Annotated in this window: 13 protein-coding genes and 1 pseudogene; 5 read left to right on the forward strand and 9 right to left on the reverse strand. The window is 67.8% G+C overall.

The window, feature by feature from the left end; genetic code table 11:
* Positions 1-8 precede the first annotated feature (8 nt).
* On the reverse strand, positions 9-992 hold the full coding sequence (gene coaA / locus IEZ01_RS13610; protein ID WP_189201833.1) for a type I pantothenate kinase: 984 nt from the start codon (positions 990-992) through the stop codon (positions 9-11).
* Positions 993-1,215: 223 nt separating this feature from the next.
* On the opposite strand from coaA, the gene IEZ01_RS13615 reads away from it, so the two are divergent.
* The 3 genes from IEZ01_RS13615 to IEZ01_RS13625 all read left to right on the forward strand — a co-directional run bounded on the left by IEZ01_RS13615 (position 1,216) and on the right by IEZ01_RS13625 (position 8,984).
* On the forward strand, positions 1,216-1,383 hold the full coding sequence (locus IEZ01_RS13615) for a hypothetical protein (protein WP_189201834.1): 168 nt from the start codon (positions 1,216-1,218) through the stop codon (positions 1,381-1,383).
* Between the two features lie 159 nt (positions 1,384-1,542).
* Positions 1,543-8,499: a polymorphic toxin-type HINT domain-containing protein gene (locus IEZ01_RS13620; protein WP_229832927.1), complete on the forward strand. Its 6,957-nt coding sequence runs from the start codon at positions 1,543-1,545 to the stop codon at positions 8,497-8,499.
* A 2-nt stretch (positions 8,500-8,501) separates the two neighbouring features.
* Positions 8,502-8,984: an SMI1/KNR4 family protein gene (locus IEZ01_RS13625; protein WP_189201836.1), complete on the forward strand. Its 483-nt coding sequence runs from the start codon at positions 8,502-8,504 to the stop codon at positions 8,982-8,984.
* A gap of 104 nt (positions 8,985-9,088) precedes the next feature.
* On the opposite strand, the gene IEZ01_RS13630 is transcribed toward IEZ01_RS13625, so the two are convergent.
* The 7 genes and pseudogenes from IEZ01_RS13630 to IEZ01_RS13655 all read right to left on the reverse strand — a co-directional run bounded on the left by IEZ01_RS13630 (position 9,089) and on the right by IEZ01_RS13655 (position 14,767).
* Entirely contained in the window at positions 9,089-10,372 is a 1,284-nt protein-coding gene (locus IEZ01_RS13630) for a tyrosine-type recombinase/integrase (protein WP_189201837.1), read from the reverse strand.
* A complete protein-coding gene (locus IEZ01_RS13635) occupies positions 10,372-10,599 on the reverse strand; it encodes a helix-turn-helix domain-containing protein (protein WP_189201838.1) in 228 nt (75 codons plus the stop codon). The genes IEZ01_RS13630 and IEZ01_RS13635 overlap by 1 nt, the downstream gene beginning before the upstream one ends.
* Positions 10,599-12,044, reverse strand: a complete 1,446-nt coding sequence (locus IEZ01_RS34880) for a replication initiator (protein WP_229832929.1) — start codon at positions 12,042-12,044, stop codon at positions 10,599-10,601. The genes IEZ01_RS13635 and IEZ01_RS34880 overlap by 1 nt, the downstream gene beginning before the upstream one ends.
* 630 nt (positions 12,045-12,674) lie before the next feature.
* Positions 12,675-12,950 (reverse strand): annotated as a pseudogene (locus IEZ01_RS34885) (DUF2637 domain-containing protein); the annotation flags it as partial.
* A gap of 35 nt (positions 12,951-12,985) precedes the next feature.
* Positions 12,986-14,227, reverse strand: a complete 1,242-nt coding sequence (locus IEZ01_RS13645; protein ID WP_189201840.1) for an FtsK/SpoIIIE domain-containing protein — start codon at positions 14,225-14,227, stop codon at positions 12,986-12,988.
* A gap of 1 nt (position 14,228) precedes the next feature.
* Positions 14,229-14,417 (reverse strand): hypothetical protein, encoded by a 189-nt coding sequence (locus IEZ01_RS13650; protein ID WP_189201841.1) that lies wholly within the window; start codon positions 14,415-14,417, stop codon positions 14,229-14,231.
* Positions 14,414-14,767: an SCO3933 family regulatory protein gene (locus IEZ01_RS13655; RefSeq protein ID WP_189201842.1), complete on the reverse strand. Its 354-nt coding sequence runs from the start codon at positions 14,765-14,767 to the stop codon at positions 14,414-14,416. The genes IEZ01_RS13650 and IEZ01_RS13655 overlap by 4 nt, the downstream gene beginning before the upstream one ends.
* 178 nt (positions 14,768-14,945) lie before the next feature.
* Between IEZ01_RS13655 and IEZ01_RS13660 the strand changes: the two genes are divergently transcribed.
* Positions 14,946-15,815: a winged helix-turn-helix domain-containing protein gene (locus tag IEZ01_RS13660; protein ID WP_189201843.1), complete on the forward strand. Its 870-nt coding sequence runs from the start codon at positions 14,946-14,948 to the stop codon at positions 15,813-15,815.
* A 498-nt stretch (positions 15,816-16,313) separates the two neighbouring features.
* On the opposite strand, the gene IEZ01_RS13665 is transcribed toward IEZ01_RS13660, so the two are convergent.
* Positions 16,314-17,654, reverse strand: a complete 1,341-nt coding sequence (locus tag IEZ01_RS13665; RefSeq protein ID WP_189201844.1) for a tetratricopeptide repeat protein — start codon at positions 17,652-17,654, stop codon at positions 16,314-16,316.
* A gap of 149 nt (positions 17,655-17,803) precedes the next feature.
* Between IEZ01_RS13665 and IEZ01_RS13670 the strand changes: the two genes are divergently transcribed.
* The gene (locus tag IEZ01_RS13670; RefSeq protein ID WP_229832921.1) at positions 17,804-18,031 is read left to right on the forward strand and encodes a hypothetical protein; all 228 of its coding nucleotides are present in this window, start codon (positions 17,804-17,806) and stop codon (positions 18,029-18,031) included.
* Positions 18,032-18,155 lie beyond the last annotated feature (124 nt).

Here is an 18,155-nt window from a genome sequence, read left to right on the forward strand (position 1 = left end):
CGGGCTCCTCAGAGTTTGCGCAGCGACAGCCGCTGGACCTTGTGGTCCGGACCCTTGCGTACGACGAGCGTCGCACGCCCGCGCGTCGGAGCCACGTTCTCCAGGAGATTGACCTTGTTGACGGTCCGCCACATCGTGCGCGCGTACTCCAGGGCCTCGTCCTCGGAGACCTGGGTGTACTTGCGGAAGTACGAGAACGGGTTCTGGAACGCGGTCTCCCGCAGCTTGCGGAACCGGTTCAGGTACCAGAGTTCGATGTCCTCGGGGCGCGCGTCCACGTAGACGCTGAAGTCGAAGTAGTCGGCGAGGCCGACCCGGGTACGTCCGTCCTGCCCGGGCAGGGCCGGCTGGAGGACGTTGAGCCCCTCGACGATGAGGATGTCGGGGCGGCGGACGACGAGCCGCTCGCCGGGGACGATGTCATAGATGAGGTGCGAGTAGACCGGGGCGGTGACCTCGTCCTTGCCGGCCTTGATGTCGGCGACGAACCGGGTCAGGGCGCGCCGGTCGTAGGACTCGGGAAAACCTTTCCTCGACATCAGCCCGCGCCGCTTGAGCTCCTCCATCGGATAGAGGAACCCGTCGGTGGTGACCCGCTCCACCCGCGGGTGCTCCGGCCACCGGGCGAGCAGCGCCTGCAGCAGCCGGGCGACGGTCGACTTCCCGACGGCGACGGACCCGGCGACGCCTATGACGAAGGGGGTGCCCTGCTGGGTGCCGTGCCCGTTGCCCGCGTCCCCGAGGAAGGTGTTGAGCGCCCCGCGCAGATTGGCGGTGGCCCCCACGTACAGATTGAGCAGCCGCGACAGCGGCAGATAGATGTCCCGCACCTCGTCGAGGTCGATGACGTCCCCGAGCCCGCGTAGCCGCTCGACCTCGTCGGCCGAGAGCGGCAGCGGCGTCTTGTCACGCAGCGCGCTCCACTCGGCACGGGTGAGGTCGACGTACGGCGACGTCTCCGTCTTACGGCTTCGTGGCGGCGAGGTGATCACAAGGACATTGTCGGGGGTGACCGGGAATTGTGGGCCGTGTGCTCGGTCACGCCGGTGAGGTGGCCTTGCGTGAAGGAAGGACCGACCCCTCGGTGCGTCACTGAATCGTTACGGATAGTGCTCACTTTGTCCGATTGGCGATCTTGTTCGTATCGCGTCACTCCCGGATGATCAATTCTTCGAACATATGTCAGGGGTGGGGACCTTTGTACGGGGTGGGGAAATGGGGGAGGCACGTCGCCGTCTGGGCGACGACGGCACTCCTTGGCGTGGGCTTGGCCGGTCTCGCGTCGTCACCGGCGATGTGGACGACGTCCGCGTCTACAGCGGTGTCCTCGACGTGAGCACGATCCAGCAACTCCGGGACAACTACGCAAAGCCGTCTCTGTAGGTCGCGTGCCCTGGCCGTCATGTGCCGGCCGGGGCGTCGGTCCCTCCTTCGCGCTCTTCGCGCATCTCCGTGGAGTCACGCATGCCCCCTCGGTCCAGTTTCCTCAGACGTGTCCGCCGCGGCAGAGCCGCCACCGTCGTGACGCTCGCCTTGTCCACGGTGCTCACCGCATCGACGGCGCAGGCGGTCGCCTTCCCGCAAGAGACCTCTCCGTTCCGGGCGGACCGCCCGACGTTCGACAAACCCGCCGAGGGACGCGCGGAGACCGCGCGCCCGCGCCCGGTCGACATGACCAAGAAGGCCGCCGTGACGCGGCTCGGTCCGAGCGTGTGGCCCAAGGCGGGCAGCGTGACGATCGACGTGACGCCCACGGGGAAGGCGGCCCGGCCGGGCGGTCTGCCCGTCACTGTCAGCGCACCCACCGCGAAGACCGCCCGGTCATCCGCGGCTCGGCACGTGCGCGTCGAGGTCATGGATCAGCGGCGCGCTGCGGCCCTCGGCGCCGCCGCGCTGATCAAAGCAAGGCACACGGATGCCGGTCGAAAAGCCGGCAAGATACGTCTGACCCTTGGCTACAAGGCGTTCAAAGACGCATATGGCGGTGACTACGGCGCCAGACTCGGGCTGTTTCAACTTCCCGCCTGCGCGATATCGGCCGTGCCCGGGTCGAAGGCATGTCCCGTAGCTCCCATCCGGCTGAAGTCGGTCAACGACACCGAGGCGGGAACTCTCTCCGCCGACGTCCAGGTCGGGCCCGAGAGCCCCACCGCCCCGATGCTCGCCGTGGCGGCCGAGGCCACCTCCTCGCAGGGCAACTACAACGCCACGCCGCTCTCGCCCTCCGCGTCGTGGAGCGTGGCCCCGTCCACGGGCGGCTTCTCCTGGTCGTATCCGATGCGCGTGGTGCCCACGCCCGGCGGTCAGATTCCTTCGGTCGGGCTCTCGTACTCCTCACAGGCCGCTGATGGGAAGACCGGAACGACCAACAACCAGGGTTCGTGGGTGGGTGAGTCGTTCTCGTACGAGCCCGGTTACATCGAGCGGCAGTACAAGCCGTGCGCCGACGACGGTCACAAGAGCTCCGGCGAACTGTGCTGGGCCCACGACAACGCCACGATCATGCTCAACGGATCCTCCGGGCAGCTGATCAAGGATGACAAGACCGGCGCCTGGCACATGACCGGCGGTGCGGGCTGGAAGATCGAAAAGCTCACCGGTGCCAGCAACGGCGACAACAACGGCGAGCACTGGAAGGTCATCGCCGACGGCAGTGAGTACCACTTCGGGCTGAACCGGCGTCCGGGATGGCGTTCCGACAACCCGGCGACGACCGGCAAGGTCGACGCCGATCCGGTCACCGACTCCACATGGAACGTGCCCGTCACCGGTGACGACAGCGGGGAGCCTTGCTACAAGGCCGCCTTCGCCGACGCCTGGTGCATGCAGGCATGGCGCTGGAACCTCGACTACGTCAAGGACCGGCACGGCAACACCATGTCGTACGTGTACGGCAAGGAGCTCAACGCGTACGCGAGGGGCGGGAAGACCGACGTCGCCGGAACGACGTACAGCCGCGGCGGCTACCTGAAGCGCATCGAGTACGGGCAGCGGGACACGACGGTTTTCACGGAAGCCGCTCCCGCACGCGTCGTCTTCACCACCGCCGAACGGTGCGTCAAGGACGCCGCATTCGACTGTGACCCGGCGAAGTGGACCGAGGCCAACGTCGCCCGGTGGCCCGACACGCCGTACGACCGGTACTGCGCCGTCGGCACGAAGTGCAAGTTCACCCAGGCGACTCCGTCCTTCTTCACCCGCAAGAAGCTGACCAGCATCGCGACGCAGATGCGCACGGGTCCTACGACAACCACGACCACCAGCGCCAGCACGCCTTACGCGACCGTCGACGCATGGAATCTCAAGCACATCTTCACGGACAACGGGGACGATTCCCGAACGCTGTGGCTGTCCGAGATCGAGCATGAAGGCAAGGGGAACGGCGGCAGCGTCAAGCTTCCCTCCGTCCAGCTCCTGGGCCGTAAGCTGCCGAACCGTGTGGACGAGGTGGGGAACAACCTCTCACCCATCAACCGGTTCCGCCTGTACACGGTCCTGAGCGAGTCGGGCTCTCAGCTCGACGTGACCTACAAGCCGGCGGACTGCGCGGTCGGTACCCTGCCGAAGCCCGGCGAGTCGGTGCGACGCTGCTACCCCGTCGTCTGGGCACCACCGGGCTATCTGGAACCCATCACCGACTGGTTCCACAAGTATGTCGTCGCATCGGTGCAGCAGTCGGACCGCACCGGCAAGAGCGCCCCGATGGTCACCGACTACGAGTACCTCGGTGATGCGGCGTGGCGTAAGACTCAGCCCGACGGAATCACCGACCCCAAGTTCCTTACCTGGAGCCAGTGGCAGGGCTACGGCAAGGTTCGCGTCACCGCGGGGGACGGCCAGAACCAGACCTCTCGTGTCGACTACACGTACCTGCAGGGCATGGACGGTGACGCCGACCCGGGCGGCGGCAAACGTGCCGTGTCCGTCACCGACTCCGCCGGCGTAGCGCACAAGGACCTTGAGGAGTATGTCGGTTTCGAGCTGGAGAAGGCCGTCTACAGCGGTGGTGCGCTCGTCTCGAAGGTGATTTCCCAGCCCTGGCAGCACACCACCGCCACCCAGACGCGTACCTGGGACGGAACACAGGTCGTCAGCAAGGCGACCACCGTGCGCCCCGAGGTCACGCGTGGATTCACCGCCCTTGCCGGTGGGGGATGGCGCGAGTCGAAGAGCGTGACGACCTACGACACCGGCGTGGGCGTCGCAGGGCGCGTCGAGCAGGTCGACAACCTGGGCGACCTGTCCACCTCGGCGGACGACACATGTACCCGAACCACCTACGCGGACAATCTCGCGCTCAATCTCGTCAACCTGCCCCGCCAGATCGAGACGGTCGCGGTCAACTGCCACGCGGTGCCCAAGCGAGCCACGCAGGTCCTCAGTGACCAGCGCACGAGCTACGACAACGGCGCCCTCGGAGCCGCGCCCACACGAGGCCTGGCCACCAGGACCGAGCGGCTGACCAAGCACGACGGCACGACACCCACCTATCAGGTCACCGGCACGACCTCGTACGACGGTTACGGGCGGCCGCTCACCCAGACCGACGAGCGCGCCAAGGCCACCACCACCTTCGACTACACCGAAGCCAACGGTCTGATCTCCCAGGTCACGTCCAAGAACCAGCTCGGACACCTCACGACCACGGAGTACGCACCGGCGTGGGGTCAGGCCAAGGCGCAGATCGACCCGAACGGGAAGCGCACCGACCTCGAGTTCGACGACCTCGGCCGGCTGACGTCGGTGTGGCTTCCGGACCGTACGAAGGGTGCGGTCGGCCCGAGCCTGAAGTACGGCTATCTGATCCGGCAGGACGACGCGTCCGTCATCAAGACGGAGAAGGTGGACAACGACGGAACCTACGGGGTGGAGTACCAGCTCTTCGACTCGCTGCTCCGCCCGCGCCAGCAGCAGACGGAAGGCCCCGACGGCAGCCGTATGGTCGCCGACACGTGGTACGACGGCCTCGGCAAGATCGCGAAGACCAACGCCACCTACAACGCGACAGGCCTGCCCTCCGACAAGCTCATGGCCGTCACCGACGGAGATGTCGGGGCTCAGACGCGCTACAGCTACGACGGACTTGGGCGCCCCACGGCTGAGATCTTCGCCATCGCGGGGCATGAGCAGTGGCGGACGACGACGTCGTACGACGCCACCTCCGAGGGCGACCGTGTCCACACGGATCCCCCGCAGGGCGGCACGCCGACCACGGCGGTCAGCAACGCCAAGGGACAGTTGACCGAGCTGCGTCACTTCGACGGCTCGTCACCGGACCTCACGGCGCCGTACAGCGGCCACACCGCCACCAAGTACACCTACTGGCCGTCCGGGCAGATGAAGTCCGTCACCGACGCCGTGGGGAACGTGTGGTCGTACGACTACGACCAACTCGGACGCAAGACGAAGACCGTCGACCCGGACGCGGGAACCTCGACCACGACGTACGACGACGCGGACCGGCCTGTCACGACCACCGACGGCCGGGGCCAGTCCGTCACGACGGCCTACGACGTGCTGGGCCGGCCCACCTTGACGTACGCGGGCAAGACGGTCGGCGGCACGAAGCTGACCGAGACCCGGTACGACAAGGCGGGCGCGCTGGGCCATCCGTACGCGTCCTTCCGCTACACCGACGGCACGCAGTACTTCGCCTCGGTCACCGCTCGCTTCGACACCTTCTACCGGCCCACGCAGTCCAGCATCTCCGTTCCCGCGTCGGAGGGGACGACGCTCAAGGGCGTATACACGTACACCACCGCCTACAACGCCGACGGAACGGTCGCTTCGACAGGCATGCCGGGTGTGGGCGGGCTTCCCGCCGAGACGCTGGCCACGACGTACGACAAGCTCCAGCGGCCCCTGACGCTGAAGAGCGCCACCACGAACTACGTCACCGACACGGTGTGGACGCCGACCAGCCAGCTCTCCACGCTGACCCTGGACACCGGCGGCAAGCAGACCCAGCAGAGCTACTTCTACGAGCGGGGAACCGATCGGCTCACCCGGCATCTCGTCACGGTCGACGGGTTGAGCAAGGCCGCCAAGGACACCCGCACCTCGTACGACCCGGCGGGCAACGTCCTCTCGATCGCCGACACGTCGGACACCACCGCTCCGGCGAAGACGGACGTTCAGTGCTTCGCCTACGACGCACAGAAGCGGCTGTCGGAGGCGTGGACCCCTTCGGCCACGGCGACGTCCGCGGCCGGCGGGGGCACCATCGGCATGCTGACGCCCGAGTACAGCGGAAAGACTCCCAGCGCTTGCGCGGCTGCACCGGGCGCCAGTCCGCTGGGTGGGCCGGCGCCGTACTGGACGTCGTACACGATCGACAAGATCGGCAACCGCACCAAGGAAGTCCGCCACGACACCGGCCTCAACGCGGCCAAGAACGTCACCCGGACCTACACCTACGCGGACGCCGACCAGGACGGCACGCCGCACGAGCCGGCCACCGCGACCTCCGACGGCGACGGCGGTCCGCACGCGGTCACCAAGGTGACCGAGCAGACGCCCACGGGAACGCAGACGGCGAAGTACGCCTACGACAAGGCCGGCAACACCAAGCAGCGCACGCCGGTGGGCGGCGACTCCCAATTCCTCGAATGGGATGCCGAGGGCAAGGTCACCAAGATCTCGGAACCGGACGACCCCACCACCCCGGGCACGAACGAAGCCACCGAGACCACCTTCCTCTACGACGCGTCCGGCAACAGGCTCAAGCGCAAGGACGCCTCCGGAACCACGATCTACCTGCCCGGCACCGAGCTTCACCTGCCGTCAGGGGCAACGGTGGCCAGGGCCACCCGCTACTACACCCACGCCGATAAGATCGTCGCGGTCCGTACGTCCGACAACAAGGTGAGCTTCATCGCCGCGGATCACCACGGCACGGGCGACCTGGCGATCGACGCCGCCACCGGGGGCGTCACGCAGCGCCGCCTGGACCCGTACGGCAACCAGCGGACGGGGAACACCGGCAACTGGCCCGGGCAGAAGGGCTTCGTCGGGGGCACGATCGACGAGTCCACCGGGCTCACGAACATCGGCGCGCGGCAGTACGACTCGTACCTGGGCAAGTTCATATCCGTCGATCCGCTGATCGACGTGACCAACCCGCAGCAGATGAACGCGTACGCCTACGCGAACAACACGCCGGTCACCCTCTCGGACCCCACAGGACTCGCCCCTTGTGCCAGCGGCCTCACCGCCACCTCTTCCTGCCCGCCGTCCGACACCTGTGGACGGTTCTGCGCCAACCCTGACGCAGAAGCGAAGGAGCCTGTCACAAAGGCGGAGCAGGAGGTTCGAAAGGCTGAGGAGTCGCATAACAGGGCCAAGCAGAAGGTCGTCACCGCGGCCAAGGCGCTCGTCAAGATCCTCATGGATGAGCTCGGGGTCACCGCGGCCTTGGACTGCGTTTCCAGCGGAGACGTCGCCGCCTGCGGCGAAACCATCCTGAACATCGCCGGCAGCTTCGCCGGCGGCCTGGCGGGGAGGCTGCTGGCCAAATACGGGGCGCCGTGGAAATGGGATGACGCGGCTCGGCTGGTCAAGCGTGTGGGCGGCCTGCTCGGCGACCTTGTGTCCGGGGTCAAAGAAATCTGGGACACCTCCAAGGCCCTCGGCAAGGCAAGAGACAAGCTGGCAGCGGCCCAGGCCAAGTTCAAGATGGCGCAGGAACCTTCCTGCCGGGTCGGTGCCAAGGCCCACAGCTTCCTGCCCGGGACGCAGGTACTGCTCGCGGATGGCTCCACGAAGCCCATCGAGGACGTCGGACCCGGCGACAAGATCGTCACGACGGACCCCGGTACCGGCGAAGAGGTCGTCCGCGAGGTCGCCGGCACCATCGTCACCGAGGACGACAAGCACTTCGTCGACCTCACGATCGTCGCGGACGGCCAGTCGGCCTCCCTCATCTCCACCACCACGCACCCCTTCTGGGTGCAGGCCGAGAAGGCCTGGGTCGAGGCTGGGGACCTGCGACCGGGGATGCGACTCACCACCCCGGCGGGCGACTCCGCTGTTGTCGAGGCGACACGCTACTTCGAAAAGCGCCAGCGCACGCATGACCTCACTATTGCGGACCTGCACGCGTACTATGTGCTGGCGGGGGCAACTCCGGTACTCGTTCACAATTGCGGCGGTGCAGTTACAGGGCACCCGGCGGCCTGTGAATGTGCTGATGGCGGAATACCGAAGGTGCGTAATGGGAAGCTGGCGGGAGATGTTCACCCCAAGACGAATGTTCCATTCGATGAAAACGGCTTCCCTGACTTCTCTGCATGGCGCCATCCAGATGTGCCTGATGTTCGGATCGAGCTCTCCGGTAGTCGCGGAACAGATTTCGCGAGATCTAACCGGGCGGCAGGACTCAGTGAGACGCCAGATGGCTATACCTGGCACCATCATCAAGAACCTGGTCTCATGCAGCTGATCGAGACAGAGGCCCATAAACGGACGGCCCACACGGGTGGATTCTCCGGAGGGAGGTAGCGATGAATGAAATATTTGAAGATGGGGACTTCTATACGGGTCCACCGCTGAGCGTTGACATGATTAGTCGGGCCGAGCAGGCCCTGGGTCTGCAACTTCCGTCAAGCTATGTCGCGGCGCTATCGGAAAAGAACGGCGGAGTATTGAAGCGACGCCGCTTTCCTACGAAGTTCGCTACGTCCTGGGCTGTCGACCATTTCGAGATTCGCGCACTTCTCGGAATTGGCGGGAAGTGGGGGATTGATTCCTCCTCTGGCCTGGGGAGTGCTGACCTGATTGCCGAATGGGGTTATCCGGAAATCGGCGTAGTCATCTGCGATATGCCCTCAGGTGGGCATGATGCAGTAATGCTCGACTACTCCGAGTCCGGACCATCTGGTGAGCCTTCTGTCGCCTACATCGACGAGGACCGTGTTCCTCGTAAAGTAGCGGGATCATTCGAGGAGTTCTTGTCTCGACTGGTTCCCTGCGGTCCACCGATTTAGGGTCACGCCCTTTTCCGGTGTTCTTGAGGACAGAGCAAGGTCCCCTCCGCGCAGTGGTGCGGAGGGGACCTTTGTTTCGTTTGACGGCAACGCTGACGGCAACGTCAGCGGACGACGGCTGCGGTGGGTGGGTCGTCGGGGGCATCGTCGCTCTGGCCGAGGGCGTTGCCGAGGGTGTCGATGGCGTGGCGCTGGAGGCGGAGTCGGACGTGGGCGTAGACGCCGGCGGTGACGCCGATGTGGGCGTGGCCGAGGAGTTCCTTGATGACGACGAGGTCGATGCCCTGTTCCAGGAGCAGGGTCGCGGTCGAGTGTCGAAGGTCGTGGAAGCGGATGGTCCGGAGCTGCGCGTGGTGGAGGAGACGGCGGAAGCGGCGGGTGAGGTTGGTGGGATCGAGAGGTCTTCCGGTGGGGGTGGCGAAGACGAGCCCGGTGTCTGTCCAGCCTGTTCCGGCTGCCTCACGTTCTTCCTGCTGCAGTTCCTGGTGGGTCTTGAGGGAGTTGATGCACTCGGTGGGGAGGGCGATGCGGCGTTCGGAGGCGCGGGTCTTGGTGTGAAGGATCGTCAGGCCACCGGTGGGAGTGCGCTGGAGGGAGCGGTGGATGCTGGCGGTTCCACTGTCGAGGTCGAGGTCTTCCCAGTGCAGCCCGAGGAGTTCGCCCTTGCGGAGGCCGGTACGCAGGGCGAGTTCGTACAGGGCGTGGAGCCGGTCGCCGCTGGCTGCGTGGAGGAACTGCCGGGCCTCGCTCGCGGTGAAGGGCTTGAAGCGCCGGGGGCGGGGCGCGGGCGTCTTGATGTTGCGGGCGACGTTGCGGGGCAGGTCGTCTTCGCGGACGGCGTGCTCCAGGGCGGACTTGAGGACTGAGTGGACGTAGGTCACGGTCAGCGGGGAGAGCCGCTTGTTGCAGCACTGGCCGATGGTGCAGCAGGAGCGCCGGTCGGTGTCGCGTCCCTGGGCGCAGCACTGGCAGGCGACGCGGAGGCGGTCGAGGAAGGTGCGGACGTCGCGGGCGGTGAGCCGTGCGAGCTTCTTGGTGCCGAGGCCGGGGTTGAGATGGAGGCGGACGCAGGCGGCGTATCGGGTGTGGGTGTTCTCCCGTACCTGGTGGACGGCGATGCCGTTCAGCCAGTACATCAGGTACGCGCTGACGGTGATGTCGGCCGCCGCAACGGGCAGGCCGAGGTTGCTGGCGGCGATCTTCTCGGTGAGCTTGGCGAGGGCATCCTTGCGGGTGGTGCCGTAGACGCGGATGCGCTTGCGGGTGTTGCCGGGGGCGAGGATGTATCCGGCGGCTTCCCAGCGGCTGTCCTTGCGCTGGTAGACGGTTCCGTCGCCGTTGGCGCGGGAGCGGGTGCGGCGGGATGAGGTGGGGCGAGGGGTGGTCATCAGGCGGCGGCTTCCTGTTCGATGCGGGCACGGATGAAGTCGGTCAGAGCGTGGGCGGGTATGCGGCGGGCGCGGCCGAGGGTGATCGAGGCGAGTTGACCGGAGCGGAGCAGGTCGTAGACGGCGGAGCGGCCGAGCTGGAGACGGGCCATGACCTGGGGGACTGTCAGCAACTCCTGTGACAGGTCAGGGTCTTGGAGAGGTGCCGTCGGCGGGTACGTAGTCATCAGAAGCCGCCTTCGGCCGCGAGCTGCCGTTCCAGTTCCTTGCGATGCCGGACGTGGGCTGCGAGGAGGGCCGCGCCGGGGCTGTAGCCCGAGCCGAGGTAGTCCCAGTGACCGACGACGAGCGTGGTCGCCGGGCCGGACTCGGGCAGGCCGGCGTGGGCGCAGGCCTGTTCGGTGCGCCAGACCCGACGGGCGGCGCGCAGCGCGCCCAAGGTGGTGGAGTAGCTGCGGGACTTGGTGGAGAAGTGGCCCCGGAAGCCGAGCATGTGCGCCCACTTCCAGAGCTTCAGATCGGCGAACTCCGGCAGCTTTCCCAGCTCCCAGCAGGTGCGGATCATCTGTCGCACGTGCCGGGCGACGGCCAGGCGGGGCAGCGGGCGGGCCTGCCCGGTGCCGTCGCAGGCGGTGCAAGCGAGCGGGGTTCCACGGGGCAGAAGGGTGGCGCCGCGTCCCTGGCAGGGGCGGCAGAACAGGGCGCGGTCGAGGGCGCCGGAGGCATCGGTGGACTTGGTGGCGTACTTGGCCACGTAGGCGGCAACGGCCTGGTCGGTCAGTTCGGTGTCGGTGCCGAAGGTGGCGATTTGGCGTACGTCGAGCTGTTGGCCCCAGCCGAGTTCGCGTTCCCCGACCGCGTCCGAGACGACGGTGATGCGGGCGCGGGGTGCGGCGGCGCGGATGGCGTCGGTGAGCACGGAGACGGTGGCGTGCGGGGGTGGAGGCGTGGTGTTGCCGTCCGGGCCGTCCAGGCGGATGACGGCGTGGAAGTGGACCAGGCCGCGTTTCTGGTACTCGGCGACCTTGGCGAAGGAGACCCGCAGTACGGTTCGGGCGGCCTTCTGGGTGAGGTTGAGCCGGGCGGCGATTTCGCGGCGCAGGTAGGTGGTGAAGCGGGCCCACAGCACGGAGGCGTGGGCGTTGAGCAGGACCGCGCCCGCGTAGTCGTAGGTTGCCGGGTTCAGCGGCGTGCCGAGCAGTGGATCCGTGGGTTCGTGGAGCTTGCGGCAGCGGCAGGGCCGGACATCGCCGCTGGGAGTGGTCGGGCGGTTGTGAACGGGGCCGAAGGAAGGGGCGGTGAGGGTGGTGAACACGCGGGGGTGGGTGCGGACGGTGTCGGGGACGGTCTTGCCGCCGGAGAGGCCGGCGCGGATGAGGTGGTAGGTGTCGGCGGCGTAGAGGCGGGAGCAGGCCGGGCAGCGGGAGGAGCGGCGGTTGCCGCACGCGGTGAGCAGGCTGCCCGTGGGCTCCTCGGACGAGGTGTAGGAGCGCAGCACCTCACCCGTCGACGTGTCGACGGCGGCGGTGTGGCCGGTGAGGCGGACGGGTTCGGTGCAGCCGCCGAGGTGTTCGATCTGCTGCTGTGCGCGGTCGAAGTCGGGGTGGTTGAGGAGGTGGAGCAGGTCCCGTACGGCGGGGCTTGCCACGTGGCGCAGGTCCAGGGTGACCATTTGGGGCGTGTCCCTTCTGTTCGGGTGGGTGGCCCCGAGCAGCAACCAGCCGGATCTGTAGGCGTGTTGGTGCTGCTCGGGGCATGGCGGACCAGACCCAGGGGCGGGCGTGGGTTCAGCGAGGGGGATGTGGCCGGTGGGGGCCGGGGCTAAGAGTTGAGCGAGTGCGGTGGTGGCCACCGGCAGGGCGACGCCCATGCGCGTGCCCAGGTGGGCGGCGGTGATCGGTGTTCCGTGCTCGGCGCGGTGGGCGTCCGCGATGCGCCGGGCCGAGTCCAGCAGAGCGGCCGGAAGGGCCGGGCCGGAGGCGGGCCGAGTCGTCTTGGCGACGGCGACTGGCGGAGTAGCGGCCGGAGTCGGAGCGGGCTCCAGGTCCTCGGCCGGGGAAGCAGCGACGGCCGGGGCGGGCATCTGGGGCTCGGGTGCGGGTGCGGGTGCGGGTGCGTCGTCGGGCATCGGCTCTGCGGCAAGGGTGGCGGCGCCCTCCAGGCGTGGGGTGGGGCGGATGAGTGTGTGGAACTGGGCGAGGAAGGCGGGGCCGACGTGGCCCCAGCCGAGCAGCAGGAGCGGGGCGACGGTGTCCAGGCAGGCCCGTCCGTAGCGTCCGGCCAGTAGTGGTTCGGCGGTGTTCAGGGCGAGGGTGAGCAGGCCGCACAGGTGCAGCAGCCGGGTACCGGCCTTCAACTCCGTCTTGGGTACGCCGCGCAGGGCCAGGAACCGCAGGGCGACCAGGAGCCCGACGACGGACAGATCGACCATGGGGGCGATCAGCGGCGCGATCGGGTGGGGAACGCCGAGCCGCAGGGCGAGCGCCCAGACGTTGCCGAAGGAGAAGACGAAGGCCAGAGCCGCGATGACCGCCATGACCACGGTCACGGTGCGCCGGGTGAACCGTTCCTCCGACATATCATCAACCTCCTTTCTGGCGTGGGTGGTTCGGTCTACTTGGCGAGCGGGACAGGGGTGCCGTCCGGGCCTTCGTCGTCGGGGAACGTCCGGCCGGCCGAGTCGAGGAGGGCGTCAGGCCAGTTGCGGATGTCGTCGCCGAGTGCGGCCACTGCGGCTTCCACGGTCTTCTGCGCGAAGGACAGCCCGATGGGGCACACGTCGCGGATGAAGGTCGGCAGGGCGTCACCGGTGGTCTTCTGGCTGATCAGGATCACTAGGATGCCGACGCTGCGGCCCTTCTTGACCAGGTCCTCCACCAGGCGGGCGTTCTCCGCCGTCAGCGCGCCCAAACGTTTTGTCTCGGCGTCGCTGCCCTTGTACTCACGGAAGAACGTGTGCGCCTCATCGATGATCAGGACGGTGAGAGGCCACTGCGGCGAGGGGCCGACGTGCCACATGTTCTTCACGCCCAGCACGTCACGGATGGTCGAGGACCGGCGACGACGCAGCTCCACCAGCCGCTTGAACAGCGCGTTGGCTTCGTCGAGGTCGTCACCGCAGAACGCGAACATCCGCTTGACCAGGTCGGCGTAGTCGCCTTCCGAGGCGCGTGACACCTTGCCGTCCGCAGTCGCGATCTGCACGGCCGCCGACGGCGCGAAGTCGCAGACGAACTTGTTGACGGTCGAGGTCTTGCCCGCGCCGGGGGTGCCGGCCACGGTCACGCCGGGCACGTTGGCCAGGGACACGCACACCTTCGCGGCGTACTCGTCCACGCCCAGCTCCCAGCGCGTCAGGTCCGTGGGCGGGCGGCCGGTGGGCCGGTGCCCGGTCGGCGTGGTCAGCGGGTCGGAGCGCACGCCCCGGATCACCACCCGCCCGGGGCCGTCCGGCAGGACGGAGACCCGCGTGCACCGCCAGGCGTCGGCCAGGAACCGTGCCGACTTCTGGTACTCCTCCAGCCCGACCTGCGGCAGCGTCTTCGCCCGCACGACCACGCCGAACCGGTCCGGCTTCACCTTGATCCGAGGCGTCAGCACCCGAGGCGCGGGGGCGGGGCCGTCCTTGGACGCGGTGATCTGCGCGAGCAGGCCTGGGGTCTTGTCGGTGACCGTCAGCCCGGCCATCCGCGCGAGCCGTACCCAGCCCCAGCGAACCCGCACGGCCTGCCGCATGCTGACCCGCGTGCCCCGATCAGCCCGCACGTAGCGCATCACCATCACCAACAGCCACACACCGACCAGCGCAGTAGCGATCGGCAGCGCGTACGACGCATATCCCTTGATGGCTTCCATGTCAGACCCCCTCTTCTCGTATCAGGCGGAGAACGTGGGCCAGGTCCAGGCGGGCCACCTGCTCCGGGCTCAGGCCGAGCAGATCGAGCACCGCCGCCGAGGCGGAGAACGTGGCCTTGCCCTCGGTCCCGGGCAGGGGCCGGAGCGGGTGCAACTCCCGCTCCGGCACAGAGTTTTCGAAGCGGATCACTGGGCCGCCTCCACCGTCACCAGCTCCAGGCGGGCAGCGCGGTAGGCGACGCCGTCGGAGAGCTGGCCGTTGAAGATCCGCGCCCACGGGGTCGCGAACAACTCGACGGGCCGCACCATCGCGCCCGGCTTCAGCCCGGCCGCGAGGCCCGTCTCAGGGACGGTGATCTTCAGGACCTCAGCGCGGCCGTCCTCCATCAGCATCACGATCACCGTGTGCAGCGACGCTCCAGTCTCCCGGTCGGTGGCGACCTCCCCGGTCTGCTGGTCCTTGATCTTCAGCACCGGCTCGGTGCCCGCAATGCAGACCGCCGACGGCAGCAGACCAACACGAATACGGGTCATGGCCATGCCATCACATCCTCGCTCGATGGAGCCGCTTGATCGGCTCGACCTGAAGCATAAGGAGATTATCGCTCAACTTGCAAGGTCGATTAGGTTGTGACTTCGATCAGGTTGGTAGGTGGTCAGGCAGGGAACCCGGGGATGTGCCTGTATCGCTACGGCTTGCTGGCGATACCGTGGGGGCATGACCCTGCCCTTGGACGAGGACTCCCGGCCGCCGTATCTCCAGGCTGCCGAGGCCCTGCGAGACGCGATTCTGAACGGCGAGTTCGGCCCAGGTGAGCGCCTGCCCTCGGCCAACGTGCTGCGCGATCGGTTCGGGGTCTCCAGCTCCACCGTCCAGAACGCCCTGCGCGTGCTCAAGCAGGAGGGGCTCGTCTACTCCCAGCTCGGTCGGGGCAGCTACGTCAGCACCTCCGCCGGCCAGAGCGCCGAGCCAGCCGGACATGGTCACGACGACTCCGATACCGGAGGACCGGACTGGCCGGTCGACGTCATCCGCAACGAAGACGCTCGACCGCCCTACATTCAGGTCGCCGACATCCTTCGCCGCGAGATCCTGGAGGGCACCTACCCTCCGGGCTCCCAGCTCCCGCCCGCCAGGGAGATCCAAGAGCGATTCAAAGTCGCCAACTCCACCGCGCAGAACGCCTATCGAAGCCTCAAGCAGGCCGGTCTGGTATACGCGGTCAAGGGTCGTGGCGTCTTCGTGCGCCAGGAACCGGAGCCGGGTAAGTACCACGGGACCATCACGAACTACCTGCTGAGAGAAGAGATCGACCGCGAGGCGAGTGCAGCCGCCACCGAGTTCGCCGACCTCAGTGACGAGGAGCTGCTGGAACGAGAAGCCGAGCTGGACCAGCGATGGGTCACGGTCCGGGAGGAGCACCAACGGCTTTTCAACGAGCGCCGGAAGGTCAAACGCGAGAAGAGCCGACGCGGCCTGTTCCTGCCGCCTCTCCATGACGACGACGCCGAGCCGAACATGTCGCCAAGCGAGAAGCTGAACACCGCACTGGCCGAATCGAAGAAGCGCCGACAGCAGCGCCCCTGACCCTCGGCCGGACAGCTTGACCAGCGGGTGAGCTGTTCAGAGTTTCTTTACTTGATCAAGAAGGGCGTCCCGCTTGCGCGGGCCGCCGCGCGTCGGCGGCCGGTGGCCGCCGTCCGCTCCTGTCTGCCGCCCCGCTGGCGACGGCCACCGGCCACTCGGCGCGCAGTGGCGACAAGCGAGCCGACTCCGATCCCGGAAGCAACCGCAGCGGCGCCGCCAGGCCGACTCCGCCGAACGCCGCACAGCACCACGTCAGGCTGCGGCAACCGAAGGCCGCGATCGATCGTCGTCGGCGTGGGTCACAGGCGAAGCCACAGATCGAGCAGCCCATCCCGCTGCCGAGCGGCCAGGCCGGAGCGGGGCGGATGCTGTGACGGAAGGAAGAGGCGTGGTTGAGGCCGGTGCGGGGTTGCTGGAAGCACACGTGGCGGGTGATCTCTCGGCGCGCCCGCCGTCGTGGCTGACTTTCTGTGGCTGAGGTTGAAGGTGCGACGGGGATCAGGCGACCAGCGACGGTGGTGCGATCGTCCGTGCTCGGTCGTACAGGTCGAGCGCCGTCGCGTTCTTCAGATGAGGGCGCAGGAGACCAAACATCGCCTTCACGCGGTCGTCGGCGCGGCCGGACTGCACCTTGGGGTAGTCGTCGAGGGCCTGGTGCCAGGTGGCGCAGGCCGCTTCCAGGTGGCCGAGTTCCAACTGCCGCTCTGCCAACAGGCCACGACGGTGTACTCGTGTGCGCTGGTACACGCTTGGGCGGAGCCGGTCCGCTTGCTGCATGGCGTCGACGGCTCCGGCCTTGTCACCGAGTTCGTAACGGACCTGGCTGACGTGGTAGTTGAGCGAAGAGGGGTCATACGAGCCGAACGCCTTACCGCGTGACTCGGCACGGTCCATGGCCGCCTCGGCCTCCCGGATGCAGCGCAGCGCACCCGTACGGTCGCCGGTCTGCGCGGCGGCGTGTGCCTGCTGGCCGACGAGGAAGGCCAGCATCCGAGGGCCGGCCTTCGGGGAGGCGGCGGCAGCGGCGTCGGCCAGCTCCATGGCCTTCGCCCCGTGGCGGAGGTCGACCGCCTGGACGCTCATGCCCCGCAGGGTGATGCAGTACGTCAGGTGGTCCTCCGCCGCGCCCGCCAGCTCCAGGGCCTTGACGTAGTAGCGCTGCGCGAGACCGTGCAGACCTTCGTCCACGGCCATGTAGCCGGTCAGGTAGAGCAGGTCCGAGGCGGCGGACAGCATCGCCTTGCGTACGTCCTCGGGTGCGTCGGCGCGCAGGTAGGAGGCCACGGTGTTGACCATGAACGAGGCCGCCATGGGGCGTGCGTGACGACCGCCGAACTCGTCGTCCAGTTCCGAAACACGCTCGGTCATGGCGATGACCATGTCCACTTCGTTCATACCGATGCGACTCGTGCGGCCAGACTGAATGGCATCGGCACGCCCGACTACATCAGGCCAGCCGGGAATGGTGACGGCCACGGAGAACAGGCCGGCACCCAGGACACTCCGGCGGGACGGGTCCATATCCAGCCTCCCCAGGTCGATCACCCCTTCCACGGTATCCGCAGCCGCGGAGGAGCGATTGCGTGGAACGGGCAGCCCGGCCTCGGCATGGGTGACGGGGCGGCCGAGGCGGCGGGAGAGAGCTTCGAGGACGCATCCGCGCACCGCACCCCGAGGGACGGTGCCGCCCAGCCAGTGGCTCACCGCCGACTCGTCGTAACGCAGAGGGATCCCGGTCTCCGTACCGACGCGGTTCACCGCCCGTGCGAACTGGCGGTGAGTCCAGCGGCTCTCGGCGAGCAGGCGCCCGAGCGCCGCGTTCGGTTCACGCTTGGCCATGCCCTCAACTCCCCGTGACCTTGCGAACTTTCAAGGCTTTCAAGTCCTGGTGCTGCGGCAACGGTACCGCTGAGCGTGGTCGTGCGGTTGCGTAGAGACAGCAGGCAACGGCGAGTCCTCGCCGCAGCCGTCGTCTGAAGGGCTGAGGGATGAGAAGCGAAGCACGGGCCCGTCTGGCTCGGATGACCGAGGAGCGGGGCATGGACGGGGTGTTGAGGATCGACTCCTACGAGGGTGCGGACCTGCCGCCGGGTTCGAACCGGTTCTCGCCGTGTCTCTGCCCGCAGCACGGCAGGGCCACGCCCGAGTACGGCGCGGAGAAGCTGAGCGTCGCAGTACGCGAGGCCAACCAGCGCAGCCGCGGAGAGCGGCTGTGAACCGGTTAGCCGCAGCGGAGTCCGGTGCGGAGGGCGAGTTCGTACAGGGGCCTTGCCCCCGGATCTTGGACACTCGAGACACTTGGATCTTGAGTCCAGGAGAACGGATGTCCCGTGGTCATGA

Origin of the sequence: Streptomyces purpureus, assembly GCF_014648195.1 — a bacterium.
Taxonomy (GTDB): domain Bacteria; phylum Actinomycetota; class Actinomycetes; order Streptomycetales; family Streptomycetaceae; genus Streptomyces; species Streptomyces purpureus.